Raw genomic sequence first — 16445 nt, 5'->3', positions numbered from 1 at the left:
AAGCCGAAGATCTCAAACAAGCGCGCTCACAATTTCAGTCAGAGAAACTGTTTGCATCTAACCTTAGCCAATCACCGAGACCGCCCGGAGCGGAAACTCACGTGACAAACACATCGGGGAGATCTGCATGGAATCGTGGTTGAAGGTTCCTGGCGTCGAATCGACCTTGGCTCGGCGCCGCCACCTGGTCTTCACGCTGCCAGGTCAGCTTGTACTTGTCGCTGCGGCTTTGGTTACTCCAAACCTGTTTCAGCCCGCATCGGCTCAGACCGCTCAAATTCCCGCATCTACGGCATCGGCACCGCAGGCACCTGGTCAGCAAGCGAGCACCCCAATTCCGTCCGGCACGATGAGCAGCGCGCCAATAGCTGGCGCACCCGCATCTGCAGCATCGCAGGCTGTCATCGCAAGCGCCGTATCGGCGGCGAGCAACCCCGGACCAGCCAGTAACCCTGCATGGGTTGCATCGACTCCGACCGGCACTTCCGGTTTATCTGCCCCGTCTCCATCCAGCGCGCCGACAGTCGATGCCGAAGAGCAATTTGGGAAGAGCTACGGGTGGATATTCGCGAGTTTTTTAGCCCTGCTCTCACTCCTCGTCTCCGCGTTTTCAGCGCTGATGTCGATACTCACTATCTGGAGGAACTGGAGCATCGCACGGGTCAACATCGTTGCAAGCTGTCACAAAACGTACGGGGAGATTTTCAGTAGCCTGTTCGAGCTTCGCGAGGCCCACAGACTTCAAGCTCCAGCGCAAGCTAATCAGGGAGCCAATCAACAACCGGTTCTGCCAACAGCCGAGGTGAAAAGTCGCGCGCACAGTCTGTTTATCAAGCTCTGGAACTTGCAGCACGAGCAGTACCTTTACTATCGCGAAGGACTTATCCCGCAACCCATTTTCGAAAGCTGGCTTGCCTTCAGATACTCGGACTATCACAGCAACAGCTATGATTTCGATGGCGTTAACTACAAGTGGGCATGGGACACCCGGAAAACTGAATTCGGTGCGCAAAGCGAGTTTGTACAGTTCATGGACCTCGCGATGGATACAAGCGGCACCTACGCCAACGCCCCCAATGCCTCCGCATTGGCCACACAGGCCGCTATGCAGCGGTATCAACAATCAATGGAGGCCAGCAACATCAAGCGGCATTGGCGGCGGATTATGGACTTCTATAAGCACTAGGTTTCGGTGACAGAAGCGCTTCTTGAGCTGCCGCCTCGTAACGTCCCACGCGACCGAGCTCAACCCGCGCTTCAGACTGCCCGACGAATATCACGATTGCCGTATACAAGGGATGCGCCCATCACGTCTTGTCGGCTACATGGTCGCGTCATACCCTGAGTCGGACTACACAAAATAAATGTCCGGGTCATTCTGCATCTTGTTGACTACACCGGCACTTTCCCATTCATATCGGGGCCAAACCGGAGGAGTCATGCGCGACAGTATGTTCACAGCCGTCGTGGCGAGAAAATGGCGTCTTGCAGAGGATTATCACGCCGTTGAGATACAGGCAAAACACGCCATTCAGTTGCCACCCTTTGACAACGGTGCAGTCGTCGACCTTGCCCGACACGCTCGGAGCGACGTCGTCAGGTCGCATCCTGTATGGCGTATCCCTTCGCGTCACGATGCGTTCATTCTTGGAGTCAGGCAAGCGTCCGCAAGACACTCCGAACCGCTGGCTTCGGAATTTTCATGGGACAAGGGAGATGAGGTTTGCGTGGGAACCCCAAGGGATACACCTTTGATAGCCGACGGCAATCCGCGATATATCCTCTTCTCGGCCGGCGTCGGTGTGATAGCTATAGCTGGCGCTGCAAATCGGCTCGCGGCAGTTGGACAATATCCTGAGATCTACAACTTCGCTCGAACACCCGAGCGCGCCGTGTTCAAAAAAGAACTGGACGACTTGCAGGGGAGCGCCCGGATTCGCCACAAATTTGGCTTAAACACCGAAGAGATTGCGAACGCCATCTCACATGCTTTGAGCCCGACACAGGCCAACACTCAAGTAATCTGCAGCGGCCCTCCGTCCTTCATGGAGCTTGTCGAGCGACTGGCAGGTGATTGGGTGTATCAACGAAACATTCAAAAGATCATTCTCGGGCAAAGAAGCGCTGATCGGTGAGGAAAAACGGGAGCAGAGAACCTTCCGCGGTCTCGATCGCCTTGCCGAACCCCGGTCATCGCTCCACACCAATCCACTCCCCCATCCACCCGCAAAGGTCCGAATTGCGGGTTGAGTCCAGTGCTTTTCGACGCTTCGTTTCTCCGCATTGCAGCCTAAGCTCTCGCTCAGAGTCCTGCAATGAATCAACGAGAAAACAGCGATGTCCACACGACTTCACCGGGTGTCATACACGCTCGGCCTTGCCCTTGTCGCCGCGACATTGTTTATGTCTGGCGCAGCGCTAGCCAAACGTCCCGCGCCGCTCACCTCGTTACCCACCGACGATCAGATTTTCATCAAGCTGCATGACGCTGCACGCGACAACGATCCCGTTCGCGCCGCGCGCCTCGCAAACCTGATTCCGAATTATCCGGCACCCGCTTATCTCAGCTATTTCCAGATCAAGCCGCGTCTGTTCACGGGTGCGGGGCATGCGAACGCCGACGCACCGGACGCACCGGTTCTGTCGTTTCTGCAACGCTACGACGGACAGGCAATTGCCGACCGTCTGCGCAACGACTACCTTCGCGTGCTCGGGGCGCGTCACGACTGGCCCAATTTCGATTCGCAATATGCAAAGTTCGTCCTGGACGACGACACGCAGGTGAAGTGCTACGCGCTCGAGTCCCGTGCGTCGCGAGGTGAAAACGTGGCCGATGCGGCGCGAGCACTGCTCGTCGAGCCGAAGTGGCACGGTGACGGCTGCGTCGATCTGATCACCGCGCTCAACCGAAACCAGCAGTTCACGTCGGACGATGTCTGGCAACTGATTCGCCAGGCCTATGAACAGGGCGCGACGACGACGGGCGGCAAACTGGTCGACGCACTCGGCGCAGCGCGTCCGGATCCGCTGCTCCTCCAGCAGGCGACGAGCCAGCCACGCCTGTTTCTTGCGAAAGGCGTCCAGCTTGATGCGGCGTCCCATCAACTCGCGCTGCTCGCCATCACACAGTTGGCGGTCGGCGATCCGGAGGCCGCCGAGGCCGCCTTCACCGTCGTCGCACCGTCGCTTACGCTGGCGGAACGCGCTATCGGCTGGGGCACGATTTCCTATCAGGCGGTACTCAAGCAGATACCGGGCGCGGTGAACTGGTACCGGCTGTCGGCGAACGCGCCCCTGTCGACTCAGGCCTATGAGTGGCGCACGCGCAGCGCGCTGCTGGTCGGCGATTGGACCATGGTGCGCTGGTCGATCGAACAGATGCCAGCCGCGCTGCGCGCACAGCCGGCATGGGTCTACTGGTACGCGCGCGCGTTGAAGCAGAGCAACGAAGTGGCGGCAGCCGACCAGGCATTCCGCACGATCGCGGGCACCTACACCTTCTATGGTCAACTGGCCTCCGAGGCGCTCGGCCAGCAGATCGTAATCCCGCCGCAGACCAGGGTGACGGACGAAGAAGTCGAACAGGCCAGCCGGACACCCGGCTTCGAACTCGCGAAACGTTTTTACGCGCTACACCTGCGTACGGAAGGCAACCGTGAGTGGAACTGGCAGCTGCGCGGCATGACCGACCGGCAACTGCTCGCTGTCGCCGAGTACGCGCGCCGCATCGAGCTTTATGACCGCGCCGTGAGCACCGCCGACAGGACGCAGACGGAACATGATTTTTCGCTGCGCTACCTGGCGCCATTTCGCGCGATCGTCGAACGCGATACGCAGTCCACCGGGTTCGATATCGGATGGGCGTACGGCCTCATTCGCCAGGAGTCGCGCTTCATCATCAGTGCGCGCTCGGAAGTTGGCGCGGGCGGCCTGATGCAGGTGATGCCGGACACGGCCTCGATGGTCGCGAAGAAGATCGGGCTCGGCTCGATCTCGCGGGCAAGAATGAATGACATCGACACGAACATCCTGCTCGGCACGTACTATCTGTCGATGATCTACAACCAGCTTGCCCGTTCTGCCGTGCTCGCGACGGCCGGCTACAATGCCGGGCCAGGCCGCCCGCGCAAGTGGCAGGCTACCCTGCCGCGTCCGGTGGAAGGCGCGATTTTCGCGGAGACCATCCCGTTCAACGAAACCCGCGACTACGTCAAGAATGTACTGTCGAATACGGTCTACTACGCGGCGTTGTTCGATGGCCACCCGCAATCGCTGACGGAGCGGCTTGGCCAGATCGCGCCTCGATGACATCGCCTGCACCGCTGATCTGCGGATCGCATGGTGCAGGCAGCGCCACCCGACGACGACGACACGGGGGCAAGCCTCAACCCTCACTTCCGCGCAGCCCCGGCATCCATTCATACACCGCATCCACCGCTGCGGAGCGCGCCGGCTGTGCCGAGCGCATCAACCATAGCGGTGCAAGCTCGAAACCCGGCACCTGCGGCAAGACTTCCACACGCCCGCTCGCTAGTGCCTCACCTGCATTCAGACGCGACACCATCGCAATCCCCGCGTCCTGCTCGGCCGCCGCGACCAGAAAGCGCGGATCGCTAACGGTCATCGCACGGCGGATTTTCAGGCCGTTCCGCCTTAACTCGGGCAGCCACGGCGCCCACTCCGGGCGCGCCTCATGAATCAGCAACGGCGCCTGCGTCAATACCTCGGGAAACGGCGTCGAGCGCAAACGGCGCGCAGTCTCGCACCCACAGATGGCGACGGCCTCCTCTTCGAGAAAAAGCTCACACACCACGTCAGGCGTGCGGATCTCTCGCGGGGAAACGACGAGATCGACATCGACGCGGTCGATCTCATTGACCTTTTCGCCCGTCACGAGCCAGCACTCGATGTTCGGCAGCGCCTGAAAAAACGCACGCATGCGCGGCATGAGCCAGCCCGCTGCGAACTCCGCGTCGCATACGACGATGACCGATTCAGGATTGCCATACGGCTCGATACGGTCACGACCGTCAGCGAGTGTGGCCAGCGCATCCGTCACGGTCTGCGCATAGAGCGCGCCGGCTGCCGTCAATGCCACACCCCGCCCGATCCGGCGAAACAGCGGTTGTCCCGTCCATTCCTCGAGTTGCAGGATCTGATGACTGATCGCCGATTGCGTCAGTGCAAGTTCTTGTGCTGCGCGCGTGAAGCTGCCGAGCCGCGCGGCCGCGTCGAAGGCGAGCAGGGCCTGCAAAGGAGGAAGTCGACGCATCGGATCACAGTCAGAAGATATTAGAAATATCGATACTTCCAGCAAGATCTTTCGCTTTTCGCCGGAGTTTTCACCGGCAATCATACAGCCAGTCGCCGCGCATACCTGATCTGCCCACAGTGCAGACATGAGAAATATTTGTATGACGGTGTCCGTTAAAACTGACCGGACCAATCTGTATGACCCAGAATCTCGCGCCCTCTCACCTCACGCCAACCGCGGCAGCAGGCATCGACGGACAACCTACTCCGCCGACATACGCGGGCGTGCTCTCCTTCATGCGCCGGCCGTACACACGCAATCTCACCGGCGTTGATGTCGCCGTATCCGGTATTCCACTCGACCTCGCCACGACGTTCCGCCCCGGCACGCGTTTCGGTCCTGCCGGCGTGCGCGCCGCGTCGGCGCTGTTGGCGGAGCTCGGCGCGTTTCCGTGGGGTATCGACCCATTCGATCATCTGAACGTGGTCGACTACGGTGACTGCTGGTTCGACGCCCACAATCCCCTCGGCATTCGCGACGCGATCATCGCCCACGCGCGCGGCATTCTCGCAACGAACACGCGCATGCTGACGCTGGGCGGCGACCACTACGTGACCTACCCGCTGCTCATCGCACACGCGGAAAAGTACGGCAAGCCGCTGAGCCTGATTCACTTCGACGCGCATTGCGACACATGGCCGGATGACAACCCCGACTCGTTGAATCACGGCACGATGTTTTATAAGGCGATTCGCGAAGGGCTCATCGATCCCGCACGTTCGGTGCAGATCGGCATTCGCACATGGAACGACGACTTCATGGGCGTACGGATTCTGGATGCGCCGTGGGTGCATCGAAACGGCACGCAGGCGACCATCGACGAAGTACTGGCCATTGTGGGCGATGCGCCGACTTACCTGACTTTCGATATCGACTGCCTCGATCCATCCTGCGCGCCGGGCACGGGCACACCCGTAGCGGGTGGCCTCAGTTCGGCACAGGCACTCGAGATCGTTCGCGCGCTAGGCCCGGTCAATCTGGTGGGTGCGGACGTAGTGGAAGTGTCGCCGCCTTACGATCACAGCGACGTCACCGCGCTCGCTGCCGCACATCTTGCCGTCGACATGCTGTGTTTGATGCGCAACCAGAAACTTCAACGTCATCAGCGCACGTAAGACCATCGCAGGCTTTGTCGAAACCTTTCCGGGTAACCATCATGTCCCACATCATCAAGAAGCCGACGCTGGCAGTGTTGCTGGTTGCTGCGTTCGGCGCGAATGCGCAGGCCGAAGAAAAGCTGCTGAATCTGTATAACTGGGCCGACTACATCGCGAAAGACACCGTGCCGAATTTCGAAAAGGAGTCGGGTGTTCACGTGCGCTACGACGTCTATGACGGTGACGAAACCTTGCAGGCAAAACTGCTGACGGGATCGACGGGTTACGACGTCGTCGTGCCGACTTCGAATTTTCTTGCCAAACAGATTGAAGCGGGCATCTATCAGAAGCTGGACAAATCGAAACTGCCGAACCTGATCAATCTGGACCGCAACCTGCTGAAACTGGTCGCCGATGCCGACCCCGGCAATCAATACGCAGTGCCCTGGGCGTGGGGTACGACAGGACTCGGCTACAACGTCACGAGCGTCAGGAAGGTCCTTGGCAACGATGCGCCGCTAGACAGTTGGGACATCCTCTTCGAACCCGAGTACCTGAGCAAGCTGAAGAGTTGTGGCGTATCCGTACTCGATGCGCCCGCCGATGTGTTCGCGCTCACGCTTCACTACCTCGGCAAAAATCCGAACAGTGAGAATCCGGCCGACTATCAGGCCGCATTCGATACGCTGAAAAAGATTCGCCCTTACATCACGCAGTTCAACGCAACCACCTATATCAACGACCTCGCCGGCAATGACATCTGCTTTGCATTAAGCTGGTCGGGCGATGTGTCGATGGCGAGTCATCGCGCGCGTGAAGCCAACAAGCCTTACGAGATCAAATACTTCATCCCTGCCGGTGGCGCGCCGGTGTGGTTCGACATGATGGCAATCCCGAAAGATGCGCCGCACCCGCAAGCCGCACTCCAGTGGATCAACTATATCGAACAGCCCGAAGTGCATGCGGCCATCACCAATGAGGTGTTCTATCCGAATGCCGATGCGGCTGCGCGCAAGTTCGTGCGCCCTGAAATCCTGAACGACGCGACCGTGTATCCGCCACAGTCGGTACTGGAAACGCTGTTCCTGCTCAAACCACTGCCGACGGCGATCAAGCGGCTGGAGAGCAGACTGTGGGCGCAGTTGAAGTCGGGAGGATAAAGGCTGCACGGCGCGCCTACAAAACAGGCGCGTCTCTTCCCCGCCGCCCCGTTGCCGCAAACATGGCATTGGCCACCGCTGGCGCCACCGAAGGACTCGACAATTCCCCGACCCCGCCAGGCTTCGATGTATCTCCCTGGATCACGACGATGTCCACCTCGGGCATATCGCTCATCCGCATCACGCGATACGTGTCGAAACTCTTCTGCACCACGCGTCCATGACGGATCTCGAGGCGATCAGCCGTTGCATGTCCGAGTCCCCACATCAGGCCGCCGTAAAGCTGTTCCTCGACGCCTGCAGGCGATACCGCCAGTCCGCAATCCGCCACGCACGTCAGCTTCTCGATCACCACGCCATCGTCCTTGCGCGTCACCCGCGACACCACGGCGACGTAGCTTCCATAAGCCTGATTGGTCGCTACGCCGAGCGCCGACCCCGCTGGCAACTTCGTGCCCCAGCCAGCCCGCTTCGCCGCTTCCTGCAACACAGCCTTGTGTCTCGCGTCCTTCATATGCGCGAGCCGGAACTCGACGGGATCGCGCTGTGCGGCGTGCGCGGCCTCATCCATGAACGACTCGACCGCGAACACATTGGGGATGTAACTCACCGCGCGATACCACCCCGTCGGCACACCGGTTTCATGGCGCACCCAACCGATGTCCACATGCGGCGCGTCGTACGCGAACTCGTATTTGCTGATCGCCTCCGTCGTGCTGTAGTCCATGCGATCCGGCCTGTCGAAATAGCCAGGCTCCCACTGCTCCGGCGAAGCGGGCATCACGGCCCGCAGGTGGAGTGTGACGAGCTTGCCGTGTGCGTCGAGCGCCGCCTTCGCACGGTGATAACTCGCGGCGTGATAGAAGAGCGCGCGCATTTCATCCTCGCGGCTGTTCATCAGCTTGACGGGTTTGCCGACCTTGATCGCGAGATACGTCACTTCGAACAGCCAGGACTTTGACTCGCGTGACCCGAAACTGCCGCCCGACACAAGTTCATGCAGCACGACACGATCCGCCGGAACGCCGCCGATCACCTGTGCCGCCTCCTGCACCGTAGATGGCACCTGCAAGCCGCCCCAATACTCGATCCCACCGTCTCTGGCCCAGGCAGTGACATTGATCGGCTCCAGCGGATTCTGCGCCTTGTATGGCATCGAATAAGACGCTTCGATCATTCGCGCGTCGTTGGGCCACGCGGTCTTTACATCGCCCGTCTGGATGGTCGGCACTACCCGTGCGTCTGCGTCGTCGAGCCAGGCGGCCTGGCGTGCGGCGAGCGTACTGCTGTCGAAGGTTTCCATGGGACTGTCTTCCCATTCCACCACGAGGGCTGCCTGACCTTTGTGCGCTGACCAGTAGTCGTCGGCGAGTACTGCGACACCCGCCTGATTGCCGCCGAGCAGATCCGGACGGCCCGGAATCTGCAACACCTGTCGAACGCCGGGTATCGCCAGCGCGGCCTTTGCGTCGACGCTGCGCACGCGTGCATCGATCACCGGCGCGCGCGTGACGACGGCCACCAGCATGCCCGGCAACCTCACATCGATGCTATACGGAAACGTACCGCGCACCTTCTCCGCAGCGCCGCGTTTCTTCTGCATCTTGCCGATATATCGGAACTGCGACGGGTCTTTCAACTGCACGTCTTTCGGTGCGGACAACTGCGCGGCGACTCGCGCCAACGCACCGTAAGCGGCACGCTTGCCGTTCGCCTTGTCGATCACGAATCCGTCTTCAGTCGAACAGGCGGCGGGTGCCACGTTCCATCGCTTCGCGGCAGCCGCGATCAGCATTGCGCGGGCGGTCGCACCGGCCCGGCGCAAGCGGTCGTATTCAAGCGATACGCTCGTGCTGCCGCCTGTCGAAAACACCTTCCACAACGGATGAATGTAAGCGCCATAGAATGGATTCCCGGGCGTGATCACCTCGACGCGGAAAGGATCGACATCCAGTTCTTCGGCCACGACGGCAGCAAGTGCGGTACGCGTGCCCGTGCCGGAATCGTGCTTATGGACGACGAGTTTGATCGTATCGTCGGGCAACACGCGCACCCATGCGTTGGGTTCGAATTCGCCCGCCTGCGGTTTGGGATCGCCACTCGTCGCCTGCGTTCTGGCTAGCGCGGCGGGTAGCTCAAAGCCAATCGCAAGACCGGACGCGAGTAGCGCTGAACCCTGTTTGATAAAGCGGCGGCGCGCCGCGCCGTGCGCGTCCGTCGACGTTGGCCGGTCATTGCGCATTCAAGCCTCCCCGGTCTTCGTCACATCGCCGGATGCGGCGCGTTTGATCGCCTTGCGAATTCGCCCATAGGTGCCGCAGCGGCAGATATTGCCCGACATCGCCGCCGTGATCGTGTCATCGCTTACCACAGGCTTGCTCTTCAGGAACGCCGCCGCCTGCATGATCTGGCCGGACTGGCAATAGCCGCATTGCGGCACATCTTCGGCAACCCACGCGAGTTGCAGCGGATGCTTGCCGTCCTTCGAAAGACCTTCGATCGTCGTGATGTTTCTGCCTGCCACGGCCGCGATGGGAAGCAGACACGAACGCACCGCCTCGCCTTCCAGGTGCACCGTGCACGCTCCGCAAAAGCCGCCGCCGCAGCCAAACCTCGTGCCCGTCAATTCGAGCCGGTCGCGCAATACCCACAGCAAGGGCATGTCTTCCGGTACATTGTCGAGCGAGTGCCGCGTATCGTTGACCACGATCTCGATCATGCGTCGTCTCCTGAATGTCGTTGTGCAGCGCGGCGTGCGGTACGCTTAAACCTGCCAGCACGGTCTCGTGCGCTTGCGGCCATTATTGGAAGCAGCCGGCCACAACGCCAGCGACGATTTCTTCCATCAGCCGTCAGTCCGCCTAACACCCATGTTGAAGCGCTACCCTTCCATCCAGTCGATGCAAGCCTTCCTGCAAGCAGCTCGCACCGGCAGCTTTTCGAGCGCGGCGCGGCAACTGTCGCTCACGCACAGCGCGATCAGCCAGCAGATCCGCACGCTCGAAGAGTTCGTCGGACAGCCGCTATTCGTGCGCGAAGGCGGTGGCGTCGCGCTGACGGACGCGGGCGCGCTGTTCGCCAATCAGCTCGAAGATGGCTTCGAGCACATCGACCGTGCGTTGTCGTCGGTCAGGGAACGCGCGGTCAGGCATGCCATCACGCTCGACGTCGATCCGGAGCTCGCGCAAAGCTGGCTGATGACGCGCTTGCCGGACGTACTCGCTGCGCTGGCGGACACCTCGCTCACCGTGCTGTCCACGCCGCGCCATGAACGCAGCGCGTTCGAGCGCGTCGACATCGCGCTGCGCTATGGGTATGGGGAATGGGACGGTTTCGACAATGCACTGATATGCGACGATCGCCTGATCGCAGTCGGCTCGCCCGCGCTGCTGATGTCGCGTGGACTCAGCGCGCCGCTGGAACCGGCGCATTTGCTCGCGCTACCTCTGCTCGGCTACCCCAAGCGTTCGTGGATACCCTGGCTGGAAGCAGCGCATCTGCCGGCGGCGGAACCCAACGCGGTCGCCGTATTCGACAATGCCGCGAGCCTGATTGCCGCTGCCAGCGCAGGCGTAGGCGCGGGTCTGGCGCGCGGTCTTCTCGCCGCCGATGCACTAAGCAACGGCAATCTGATCGAACTGACGAAAGTGGAAATTCCTACGCACTACAACCTCTACGCGGTATGGCCGCGCGAGAAAGCGGAGCGCGTGGCGCCGCTTATCGAAGTCATTCGCATGCTTGTCGCGCAAACGCTCAACGCGAACTAGCGTTCACGCCAGCGGCCACGGAGCGCACCGTATCCAGAAACAGCGACAGCACCGGCGACGCCTCTTCCGCGCGATAACGCGCATGCAACGACACCTCGGGACAAGGCCGTGCAAGCGGCACGAACGCCACGCCACCCGTCGACAGTTGCCTCGCCGACGAAGGCAGCAGCGCAACGCCAAGCCGCTCGCGCACGAGGCACAGCAGCGTGTGCACTTCCACCACTTCCTGTTCGATACGCGGCGTAAAGCCCGCCTCCACGCAGCAGTCCTGCAGAAAGCGCGCGAGTTGCGACTGTTGCAAACCGAACGAGACGAAGCGTTCTGCTTCGAGTTCCTTCAGCGCGATTTCGTCGCGCGCAGCCAGCGGATGATCGAGCGGTAGCGCTGCCACTGCCGTTTCGCGCATCACCACTTCGCTGCGAATGTCGGGATCGTCGTGCGAGACACGGAAGAAGCACACGTCGAGGCGGCGCTCTTTCAACGCGAGAATCTGTGCGGCAGGCGTCATTTCGTGAAGCGTCCATTGCACCTGCGGATGTTGCTCCGCAAAGACGCCGAGCGCGCGTGGGATTGGTTCGACCATTGCCGAACTGATGATGCCGATCTCCAGACTGCCCACTTCGCCGCGCCCTGCGCAACGCGTCAAGGCAATCGCGCGTTCGAACTGCGCGAAGATCAGCGGCACCTGTTCTTTCAGTGTTTTCCCTGCCTCGGTGAGTTCGACGCGGTGTTGCGAACGCATGAACAAGGCCGTGCCCATCTCTTCTTCGAGGATGCGAATCTGCTGGCTCAAAGGTGGCTGCGAAATGTGCAGCCGTGCGGCTGCGCGGCCGAAATGCAGTTCATCGGCGAGTACCGAGAAGTAACGCAACAGCCGCATGTCCATATCGGGAACGTATCAAGATCGTGGTTAAAAAATATTGTACAGAGCGTTTCTGTCTTGTGAGACTGCATCGCAAGCAGCAGTGCACATCAGTGTGACACTCGATGCCGGCGAGGGGAAGACGCTTCACCAAAGCGTCTTGCAAAAGGCCGCATGGGCTAGCCCGACTGGGCTGCGTTCCATCGATGCGCCTGCCAGCGATCCGGCAACTGGATACACCAGTTCCTCTCAAGGAGATCGAGTACATGATCATCGACACCAGCTGTTATCCGACCAACCTGGTCGACCTCGCCTGGCGCCACGATGGCGAGCCCTTTACAGGCGAACGTCTGATCGAGGTGATGGACGGCCCGTACATCATCAACGGCAAGCCGCGCCGCATCGACAAGGCGTTTATCCAGCCGCCGCAAGGCAACACCATTTACACGTGGACCGACGGCAATCGTACCGGCCGCGAGTCGATCGACGACTACATGGCGTACACCGTAGAAATGGTGCAGAAGTACCCCGACCGCCTGCTCGGCTGCTTCGTCTACAACCCGCGTTGCGGTCCCGAGAACGGCGCCGAGGCCATCGAGTTCTACGCGAAGGAACATGGCTTCAAGATGGTTCAGCTGCAGGCCAACATGCATGCGTACCGTCCTGATCGTGCGCTCGACTGGTTGCGCCCGGCGTTGCGCAAATGCGCCGATCTCGGCCTGCTCGTGAAACTGCATACGGGCGACGGCCCTTACAGCATTCCGAGCGAATGGTATCCGTTGATCCGCGAGTTTCCATCGGTCAATTTCATCATGGCGCACTTCGGCGTGCAGACAGGTGGCGTGTATTGCTTCGAGCCGTATCAGATGGCGCTCGATACACCCAACGTGTATTGCGAGTCGAGCTGGTGCCTGCAATCGCGCATCGTCGAGTTCGCGAAGGTTCTTCCTACGCACAAGATTCTCTACGGCTCCGACACGCCGCCGAACGAGCCGGGCATGTGGCTGCGTCTGCTCGAAGTGCTGTGCCACGAGCCGCCACAAGGTCTGAATCTCGACGAAGACACGCTCGAAGACTATCTCGGCAACAACCTGGCGCGAATGATCGGCATCGAGCCTAGTGCGCCGCCGCGCAGCGTGGAAGAAGCGCAAGCCTATCTAAAACAGCATGCCGGTTCTGCACGTGCACACGCAGGCCAGCCCGACTACGCAGGAGCCCGCTGATGATCATCGATACCCATCTCCACCCTACCAACCTCGTCGACGAAGCATGGCGTCATACGGGTGAACCATTCACCGGCGAGCGGCTGCTGAAGATGATGGACGGACCGTACATCATCAACGGCAAGCCGCGCCGCATCGATATGGGTTTCATCCAGCCGCCGCCGGGCAATACCGGCTATCGCGACGGCAACCGGCGCGGTCGCGAAGGCATTCGCGATTACATGTCGTACATCGCCGAATTGACGCAGAAGTATCCCGACCGCTTTATCGGCAACTTCACGTACAACCCGCGCTGGGGTCCGGAAAACGGCGCGGCAGAACTCGAGTTTCATGTAAAGGAGTACGGCTTCAAGATGTTGAAGCTGCACGCTAACATGCACGGTTATCGTCCCGACCGCGCGCTCGACTGGCTGCGTCCCGCGATGAAGAAATGCGCCGAACTCGGCGTGGTCGTGCTGATTCACACAGGCGATGGACCGTACACCATTCCGACGCAGTTCTATCCGATCATCCGCGAATTTCCGATGGTGAATTTCATCATCGGTCACTTCGGCATTCAGACAGGTGGCAACTATTCGTTCGAGGCCTTCTGGATGGCCATGGATACGCCGAACGTGTATTGCGAATCGGGCTGGTGCTATCAGTCGCGCATCGTCGAATTCGCTCGTGAATTGCCGCGCAACAAGATCGTGTTCGGCACCGACTCGCCACCGAACGAACCCGGCATGTGGCTGCGTGAACTGGAAATGCTCTGCGGACCCGCGCCACAAGGCATGAATCTCGACGAGGACGGACTTGAAGACTATATGGGCAACAACATTGCCCGTCTGGTCGGCATCGAGCCCACCAAACCGCCGAAAGACCTTGCCGAAGCGGAAAAGCGTTTGAAGGCCACTTACGTCAACGACGTCACGCAGCCGGCCTGACGCGCGCTGTTAGCTGCTGCATCGCAGGCGCGATGAGTATCGCGCCTGCTTCCCACGATCCGCTTTCGACGGAGACCATCATGGCGGATAAGCCTCTTTGCGCCACGCAGGATTTTCACCACTTCGCACAAGCGTATCGCGAGCAGTTTCCGGACGATGTATTGACACTTTCCGCGTCGCTTGCGGCCGATCAGGACGTCACCGCCGTGGTCGCTGAACTTGCTGCGCGGGGTCAACATCCTATGCTGGTGTGCGAGAAGGTGGATGGCATCGCCACACCACTCGTCACCAACTTCTTCGCTTCACGCACACGCATTGGGAGGCTGTTCGGCGTTGACGCCAATCAGCTGTTCGATGCATATCAACAGCGTGCGAATCGTCCCGTCGCACCCGTGTATGTGCCGAATGGTCCTGTGCTCGATCAGGTGTTCGAAGGCGACGCCGTCGATCTCGCTCATCTGCCGATGATCCGTCACTTCGAGACCGATCGCGGCGCGTACATCACCAATGCCGTGATCGTCGCAGAAGACCCCGTCACGGGCGTTGCAAATCTCAGCTATCACCGCTCCATGCGACATGCGCGCAATGCGCTGGCGACGAGCCTGCACTCGCGCGGCCATCTCTGGCGCATGCTGCAAACCGCGAAATCACGCGGCGATACGCTGAAGGTCGCGATGGTCATCGGCGCGCATCCACTCTTCATGCTCGCCGCCGCCGCGCGCGTGCCGTTCGGCACCGATGAACGCGCGATTGCAGGTGGCCTGTTCGGCGCACCGCTCGAACTGGTGCGCACGCCACGTCATGGAATGGGCGTGCCCGCGTGCGCTGAATTCGTGCTGGAAGGCAGCATCGATCCCGACGCACACGCAGAAGAAGGTCCGTTCGGCGAGTTCACTGGCTACTCGTCGGATCGTTCGACTAACAACGTGTTGCGCGTCGATACGATGATGCGGCGTCACGATGCCTGGCTCGTCGATGTCGTCGGCGGTCCCTATGCGGAGCACCTGACGCTGGCGCGGTTGCCGCGCGAAGCGGAAATGAGCGAGAAGCTGAAAGCGCGCTTCCCGTCCGTCACGGCGCTGCACTATCCGAACTCCGGCACACACTTTCATTGCTATGTCGCATTGAATCAATCACGCGATGGCGAAGCGCGGCAGATCATGCTCGCGCTGCTCGGCTGGGATCCCTATCTGAAGAACGTGGTGGCGGTTGATAGCGATATCGACATTTCTGACGATGCGCAAGTGTTGTGGGCAATCGCCACGCACTTTCAACCGCATCAGGACCTCTTCATTGTCGACGGCTTGCCGGGCAGTCCGCTCGATCCGTCTTCGTCGGCGGCGGGCACCACGTCGCGCATGGGTATCGATGCCACGCGCGGCTCGCATTTCGACGGTATTCGCGCCCGGATCAGCGAACGGGCGGCGCAGCATGCCGTCGACATTCTGGCCCGCGCTGCCGGAGTAGAACGATGAACCCGCGCCGCCTTGTGGTGGGCATCAGCGGCGCATCCGGCTTCGTGTATGGCGTGCGCCTGCTGCAACTGCTGCGCGAGTTGAGCATTGAAACGCATCTGATCGTGTCGCGCAGCGCGTTACTCACAATGTCACACGAAACCGACTACAAGTACGCCGACATCAGCGCGCTCGCGAGTGTCACGCACCGATGCGATGACATGGCTGCATCGGTGTCCAGTGGCTCATTCCGCTCGCTGGGCATGATCGTCGCGCCGTGCTCGATGAAGACGCTCGCCGAGATTGCGAACGGCATGTCGTCGAGCCTCATCTCGCGCGCCGCCGACGTCACGCTGAAAGAGCGCCGGCCTCTCGTGCTGCTCGCACGCGAAACGCCCTACACGCTGGCCCATTTGCGCAACATGACGGCGGTCACGGAAATGGGCGCGATCGTCGCGCCGCCCGTCCCGGCATTTTATGCACGCCCGGCTTCGCTCGATGCCATGGTCGATCACACGCTAGGACGCGTGCTCGATCTGTTTGGTCTCGAAGCAGGCACCGTCAGGCGCTGGAAAGACGAACACGAACCGCAATGTGTCTGAGTGAAGTACCGCAGTACGAACCAGGAAACGGAGACGAGCC

The 16445-nt window shown here is 60.7% G+C and carries 14 protein-coding genes; 10 read left to right on the top strand and 4 right to left on the bottom strand.

Going from position 1 to position 16445, the window contains the following annotated elements; translation table 11 throughout:
- Positions 1–127: 127 nt before the first annotated feature.
- The 3 genes from DK391_RS44070 (at position 128) to DK391_RS02295 (ending at position 4308) form a co-directional block, all read left to right on the top strand.
- The gene (locus DK391_RS44070; RefSeq protein WP_162600649.1) at positions 128–1186 is read left to right on the top strand and encodes a hypothetical protein; all 1059 of its coding nucleotides are present in this window, start codon (positions 128–130) and stop codon (positions 1184–1186) included.
- A 253-nt stretch (positions 1187–1439) separates the two neighbouring features.
- Positions 1440–2135 (top strand): oxidoreductase, encoded by a 696-nt coding sequence (locus DK391_RS02300; protein WP_109476354.1) that lies wholly within the window; start codon positions 1440–1442, stop codon positions 2133–2135.
- 202 nt (positions 2136–2337) lie between these two features.
- A complete protein-coding gene (locus DK391_RS02295; protein WP_109476353.1) occupies positions 2338–4308 on the top strand; it encodes a lytic transglycosylase domain-containing protein in 1971 nt (656 codons plus the stop codon).
- 76 nt (positions 4309–4384) lie between these two features.
- Here DK391_RS02295 and DK391_RS02290 read toward each other — a convergent pair whose 3' ends face one another.
- Positions 4385–5272 carry a LysR substrate-binding domain-containing protein gene (locus DK391_RS02290; protein WP_162600648.1) on the bottom strand — a complete coding sequence of 296 codons (888 nt, stop codon included), beginning with the start codon at positions 5270–5272 and terminating at the stop codon, positions 4385–4387.
- A 179-nt stretch (positions 5273–5451) separates the two neighbouring features.
- On the opposite strand from DK391_RS02290, the gene speB reads away from it, so the two are divergent.
- Together speB and DK391_RS02280 are read left to right on the top strand one after the other, a co-directional pair.
- A complete protein-coding gene (gene speB, locus DK391_RS02285) occupies positions 5452–6429 on the top strand; it encodes an agmatinase (protein WP_239482676.1) in 978 nt (325 codons plus the stop codon).
- A 41-nt stretch (positions 6430–6470) separates the two neighbouring features.
- Positions 6471–7571 (top strand): polyamine ABC transporter substrate-binding protein, encoded by a 1101-nt coding sequence (locus DK391_RS02280; protein WP_109476351.1) that lies wholly within the window; start codon positions 6471–6473, stop codon positions 7569–7571.
- 16 nt (positions 7572–7587) lie between these two features.
- Here the strand turns inward: DK391_RS02280 and DK391_RS02275 are convergent, their stop codons facing one another.
- Both DK391_RS02275 and DK391_RS02270 read right to left on the bottom strand, forming a co-directional pair.
- The gene (locus DK391_RS02275; RefSeq protein WP_109476350.1) at positions 7588–9813 is read right to left on the bottom strand and encodes a molybdopterin cofactor-binding domain-containing protein; all 2226 of its coding nucleotides are present in this window, start codon (positions 9811–9813) and stop codon (positions 7588–7590) included.
- Positions 9814–10290: a (2Fe-2S)-binding protein gene (locus tag DK391_RS02270; RefSeq protein ID WP_109476349.1), complete on the bottom strand. Its 477-nt coding sequence runs from the start codon at positions 10288–10290 to the stop codon at positions 9814–9816.
- Positions 10291–10441: 151 nt separating this feature from the next.
- On the opposite strand from DK391_RS02270, the gene DK391_RS02265 reads away from it, so the two are divergent.
- Complete coding sequence (locus DK391_RS02265; RefSeq protein ID WP_109476348.1) at positions 10442–11338, top strand: LysR family transcriptional regulator; 897 nt, start codon at positions 10442–10444, stop codon at positions 11336–11338.
- Here the strand turns inward: DK391_RS02265 and DK391_RS02260 are convergent.
- Complete coding sequence (locus tag DK391_RS02260; protein ID WP_109476347.1) at positions 11325–12224, bottom strand: LysR substrate-binding domain-containing protein; 900 nt, start codon at positions 12222–12224, stop codon at positions 11325–11327. The two genes, DK391_RS02265 and DK391_RS02260, sit on opposite strands and share 14 nt — an antisense overlap.
- A 242-nt stretch (positions 12225–12466) precedes the next feature.
- Between DK391_RS02260 and DK391_RS02255 the strand changes: the two genes are divergently transcribed.
- From DK391_RS02255 to DK391_RS02240, 4 genes are all read left to right on the top strand, one after another.
- Positions 12467–13423, top strand: a complete 957-nt coding sequence (locus tag DK391_RS02255; RefSeq protein ID WP_109476346.1) for an amidohydrolase family protein — start codon at positions 12467–12469, stop codon at positions 13421–13423.
- Positions 13423–14349: an amidohydrolase family protein gene (locus DK391_RS02250; protein WP_012428924.1), complete on the top strand. Its 927-nt coding sequence runs from the start codon at positions 13423–13425 to the stop codon at positions 14347–14349. Before DK391_RS02255 ends, DK391_RS02250 begins: the two co-directional genes overlap by 1 nt.
- A gap of 80 nt (positions 14350–14429) precedes the next feature.
- Complete coding sequence (locus DK391_RS02245) at positions 14430–15824, top strand: UbiD family decarboxylase (RefSeq protein ID WP_109476345.1); 1395 nt, start codon at positions 14430–14432, stop codon at positions 15822–15824.
- Positions 15821–16405 carry a UbiX family flavin prenyltransferase gene (locus DK391_RS02240; protein ID WP_109476344.1) on the top strand — a complete coding sequence of 195 codons (585 nt, stop codon included), beginning with the start codon at positions 15821–15823 and terminating at the stop codon, positions 16403–16405. Before DK391_RS02245 ends, DK391_RS02240 begins: the two co-directional genes overlap by 4 nt.
- Positions 16406–16445 lie beyond the last annotated feature (40 nt).

This window comes from Paraburkholderia sp. C35 (assembly GCF_003121405.1).
Classification (GTDB): domain Bacteria; phylum Pseudomonadota; class Gammaproteobacteria; order Burkholderiales; family Burkholderiaceae; genus Paraburkholderia.
This window is presented reverse-complemented; position numbering and strand designations above follow the sequence as displayed.

What these genes read in the sequence shown, in the direction of transcription:
- DK391_RS44070 (WP_162600649.1), top strand. Translation starts at nt 128, where the DNA reads ATGGAATCGTGGTTGAAGGTTCCTGGCGTCGAATCGACCTTGGCTCGG.
- DK391_RS02300 (WP_109476354.1), top strand. Translation starts at nt 1,440, where the DNA reads ATGCGCGACAGTATGTTCACAGCCGTCGTGGCGAGAAAATGGCGTCTT.
- DK391_RS02295 (WP_109476353.1), top strand. Translation starts at nt 2,338, where the DNA reads ATGTCCACACGACTTCACCGGGTGTCATACACGCTCGGCCTTGCCCTT.
- DK391_RS02290 (WP_162600648.1), bottom strand. Translation starts at nt 5,272, where the DNA reads ATGCGTCGACTTCCTCCTTTGCAGGCCCTGCTCGCCTTCGACGCGGCC.
- speB (WP_239482676.1), top strand. Translation starts at nt 5,452, where the DNA reads ATGACCCAGAATCTCGCGCCCTCTCACCTCACGCCAACCGCGGCAGCA.
- DK391_RS02280 (WP_109476351.1), top strand. Translation starts at nt 6,471, where the DNA reads ATGTCCCACATCATCAAGAAGCCGACGCTGGCAGTGTTGCTGGTTGCT.
- DK391_RS02275 (WP_109476350.1), bottom strand. Translation starts at nt 9,813, where the DNA reads ATGCGCAATGACCGGCCAACGTCGACGGACGCGCACGGCGCGGCGCGC.
- DK391_RS02270 (WP_109476349.1), bottom strand. Translation starts at nt 10,290, where the DNA reads ATGATCGAGATCGTGGTCAACGATACGCGGCACTCGCTCGACAATGTA.
- DK391_RS02265 (WP_109476348.1), top strand. Translation starts at nt 10,442, where the DNA reads ATGTTGAAGCGCTACCCTTCCATCCAGTCGATGCAAGCCTTCCTGCAA.
- DK391_RS02260 (WP_109476347.1), bottom strand. Translation starts at nt 12,224, where the DNA reads ATGGACATGCGGCTGTTGCGTTACTTCTCGGTACTCGCCGATGAACTG.
- DK391_RS02255 (WP_109476346.1), top strand. Translation starts at nt 12,467, where the DNA reads ATGATCATCGACACCAGCTGTTATCCGACCAACCTGGTCGACCTCGCC.
- DK391_RS02250 (WP_012428924.1), top strand. Translation starts at nt 13,423, where the DNA reads ATGATCATCGATACCCATCTCCACCCTACCAACCTCGTCGACGAAGCA.
- DK391_RS02245 (WP_109476345.1), top strand. Translation starts at nt 14,430, where the DNA reads ATGGCGGATAAGCCTCTTTGCGCCACGCAGGATTTTCACCACTTCGCA.
- DK391_RS02240 (WP_109476344.1), top strand. Translation starts at nt 15,821, where the DNA reads ATGAACCCGCGCCGCCTTGTGGTGGGCATCAGCGGCGCATCCGGCTTC.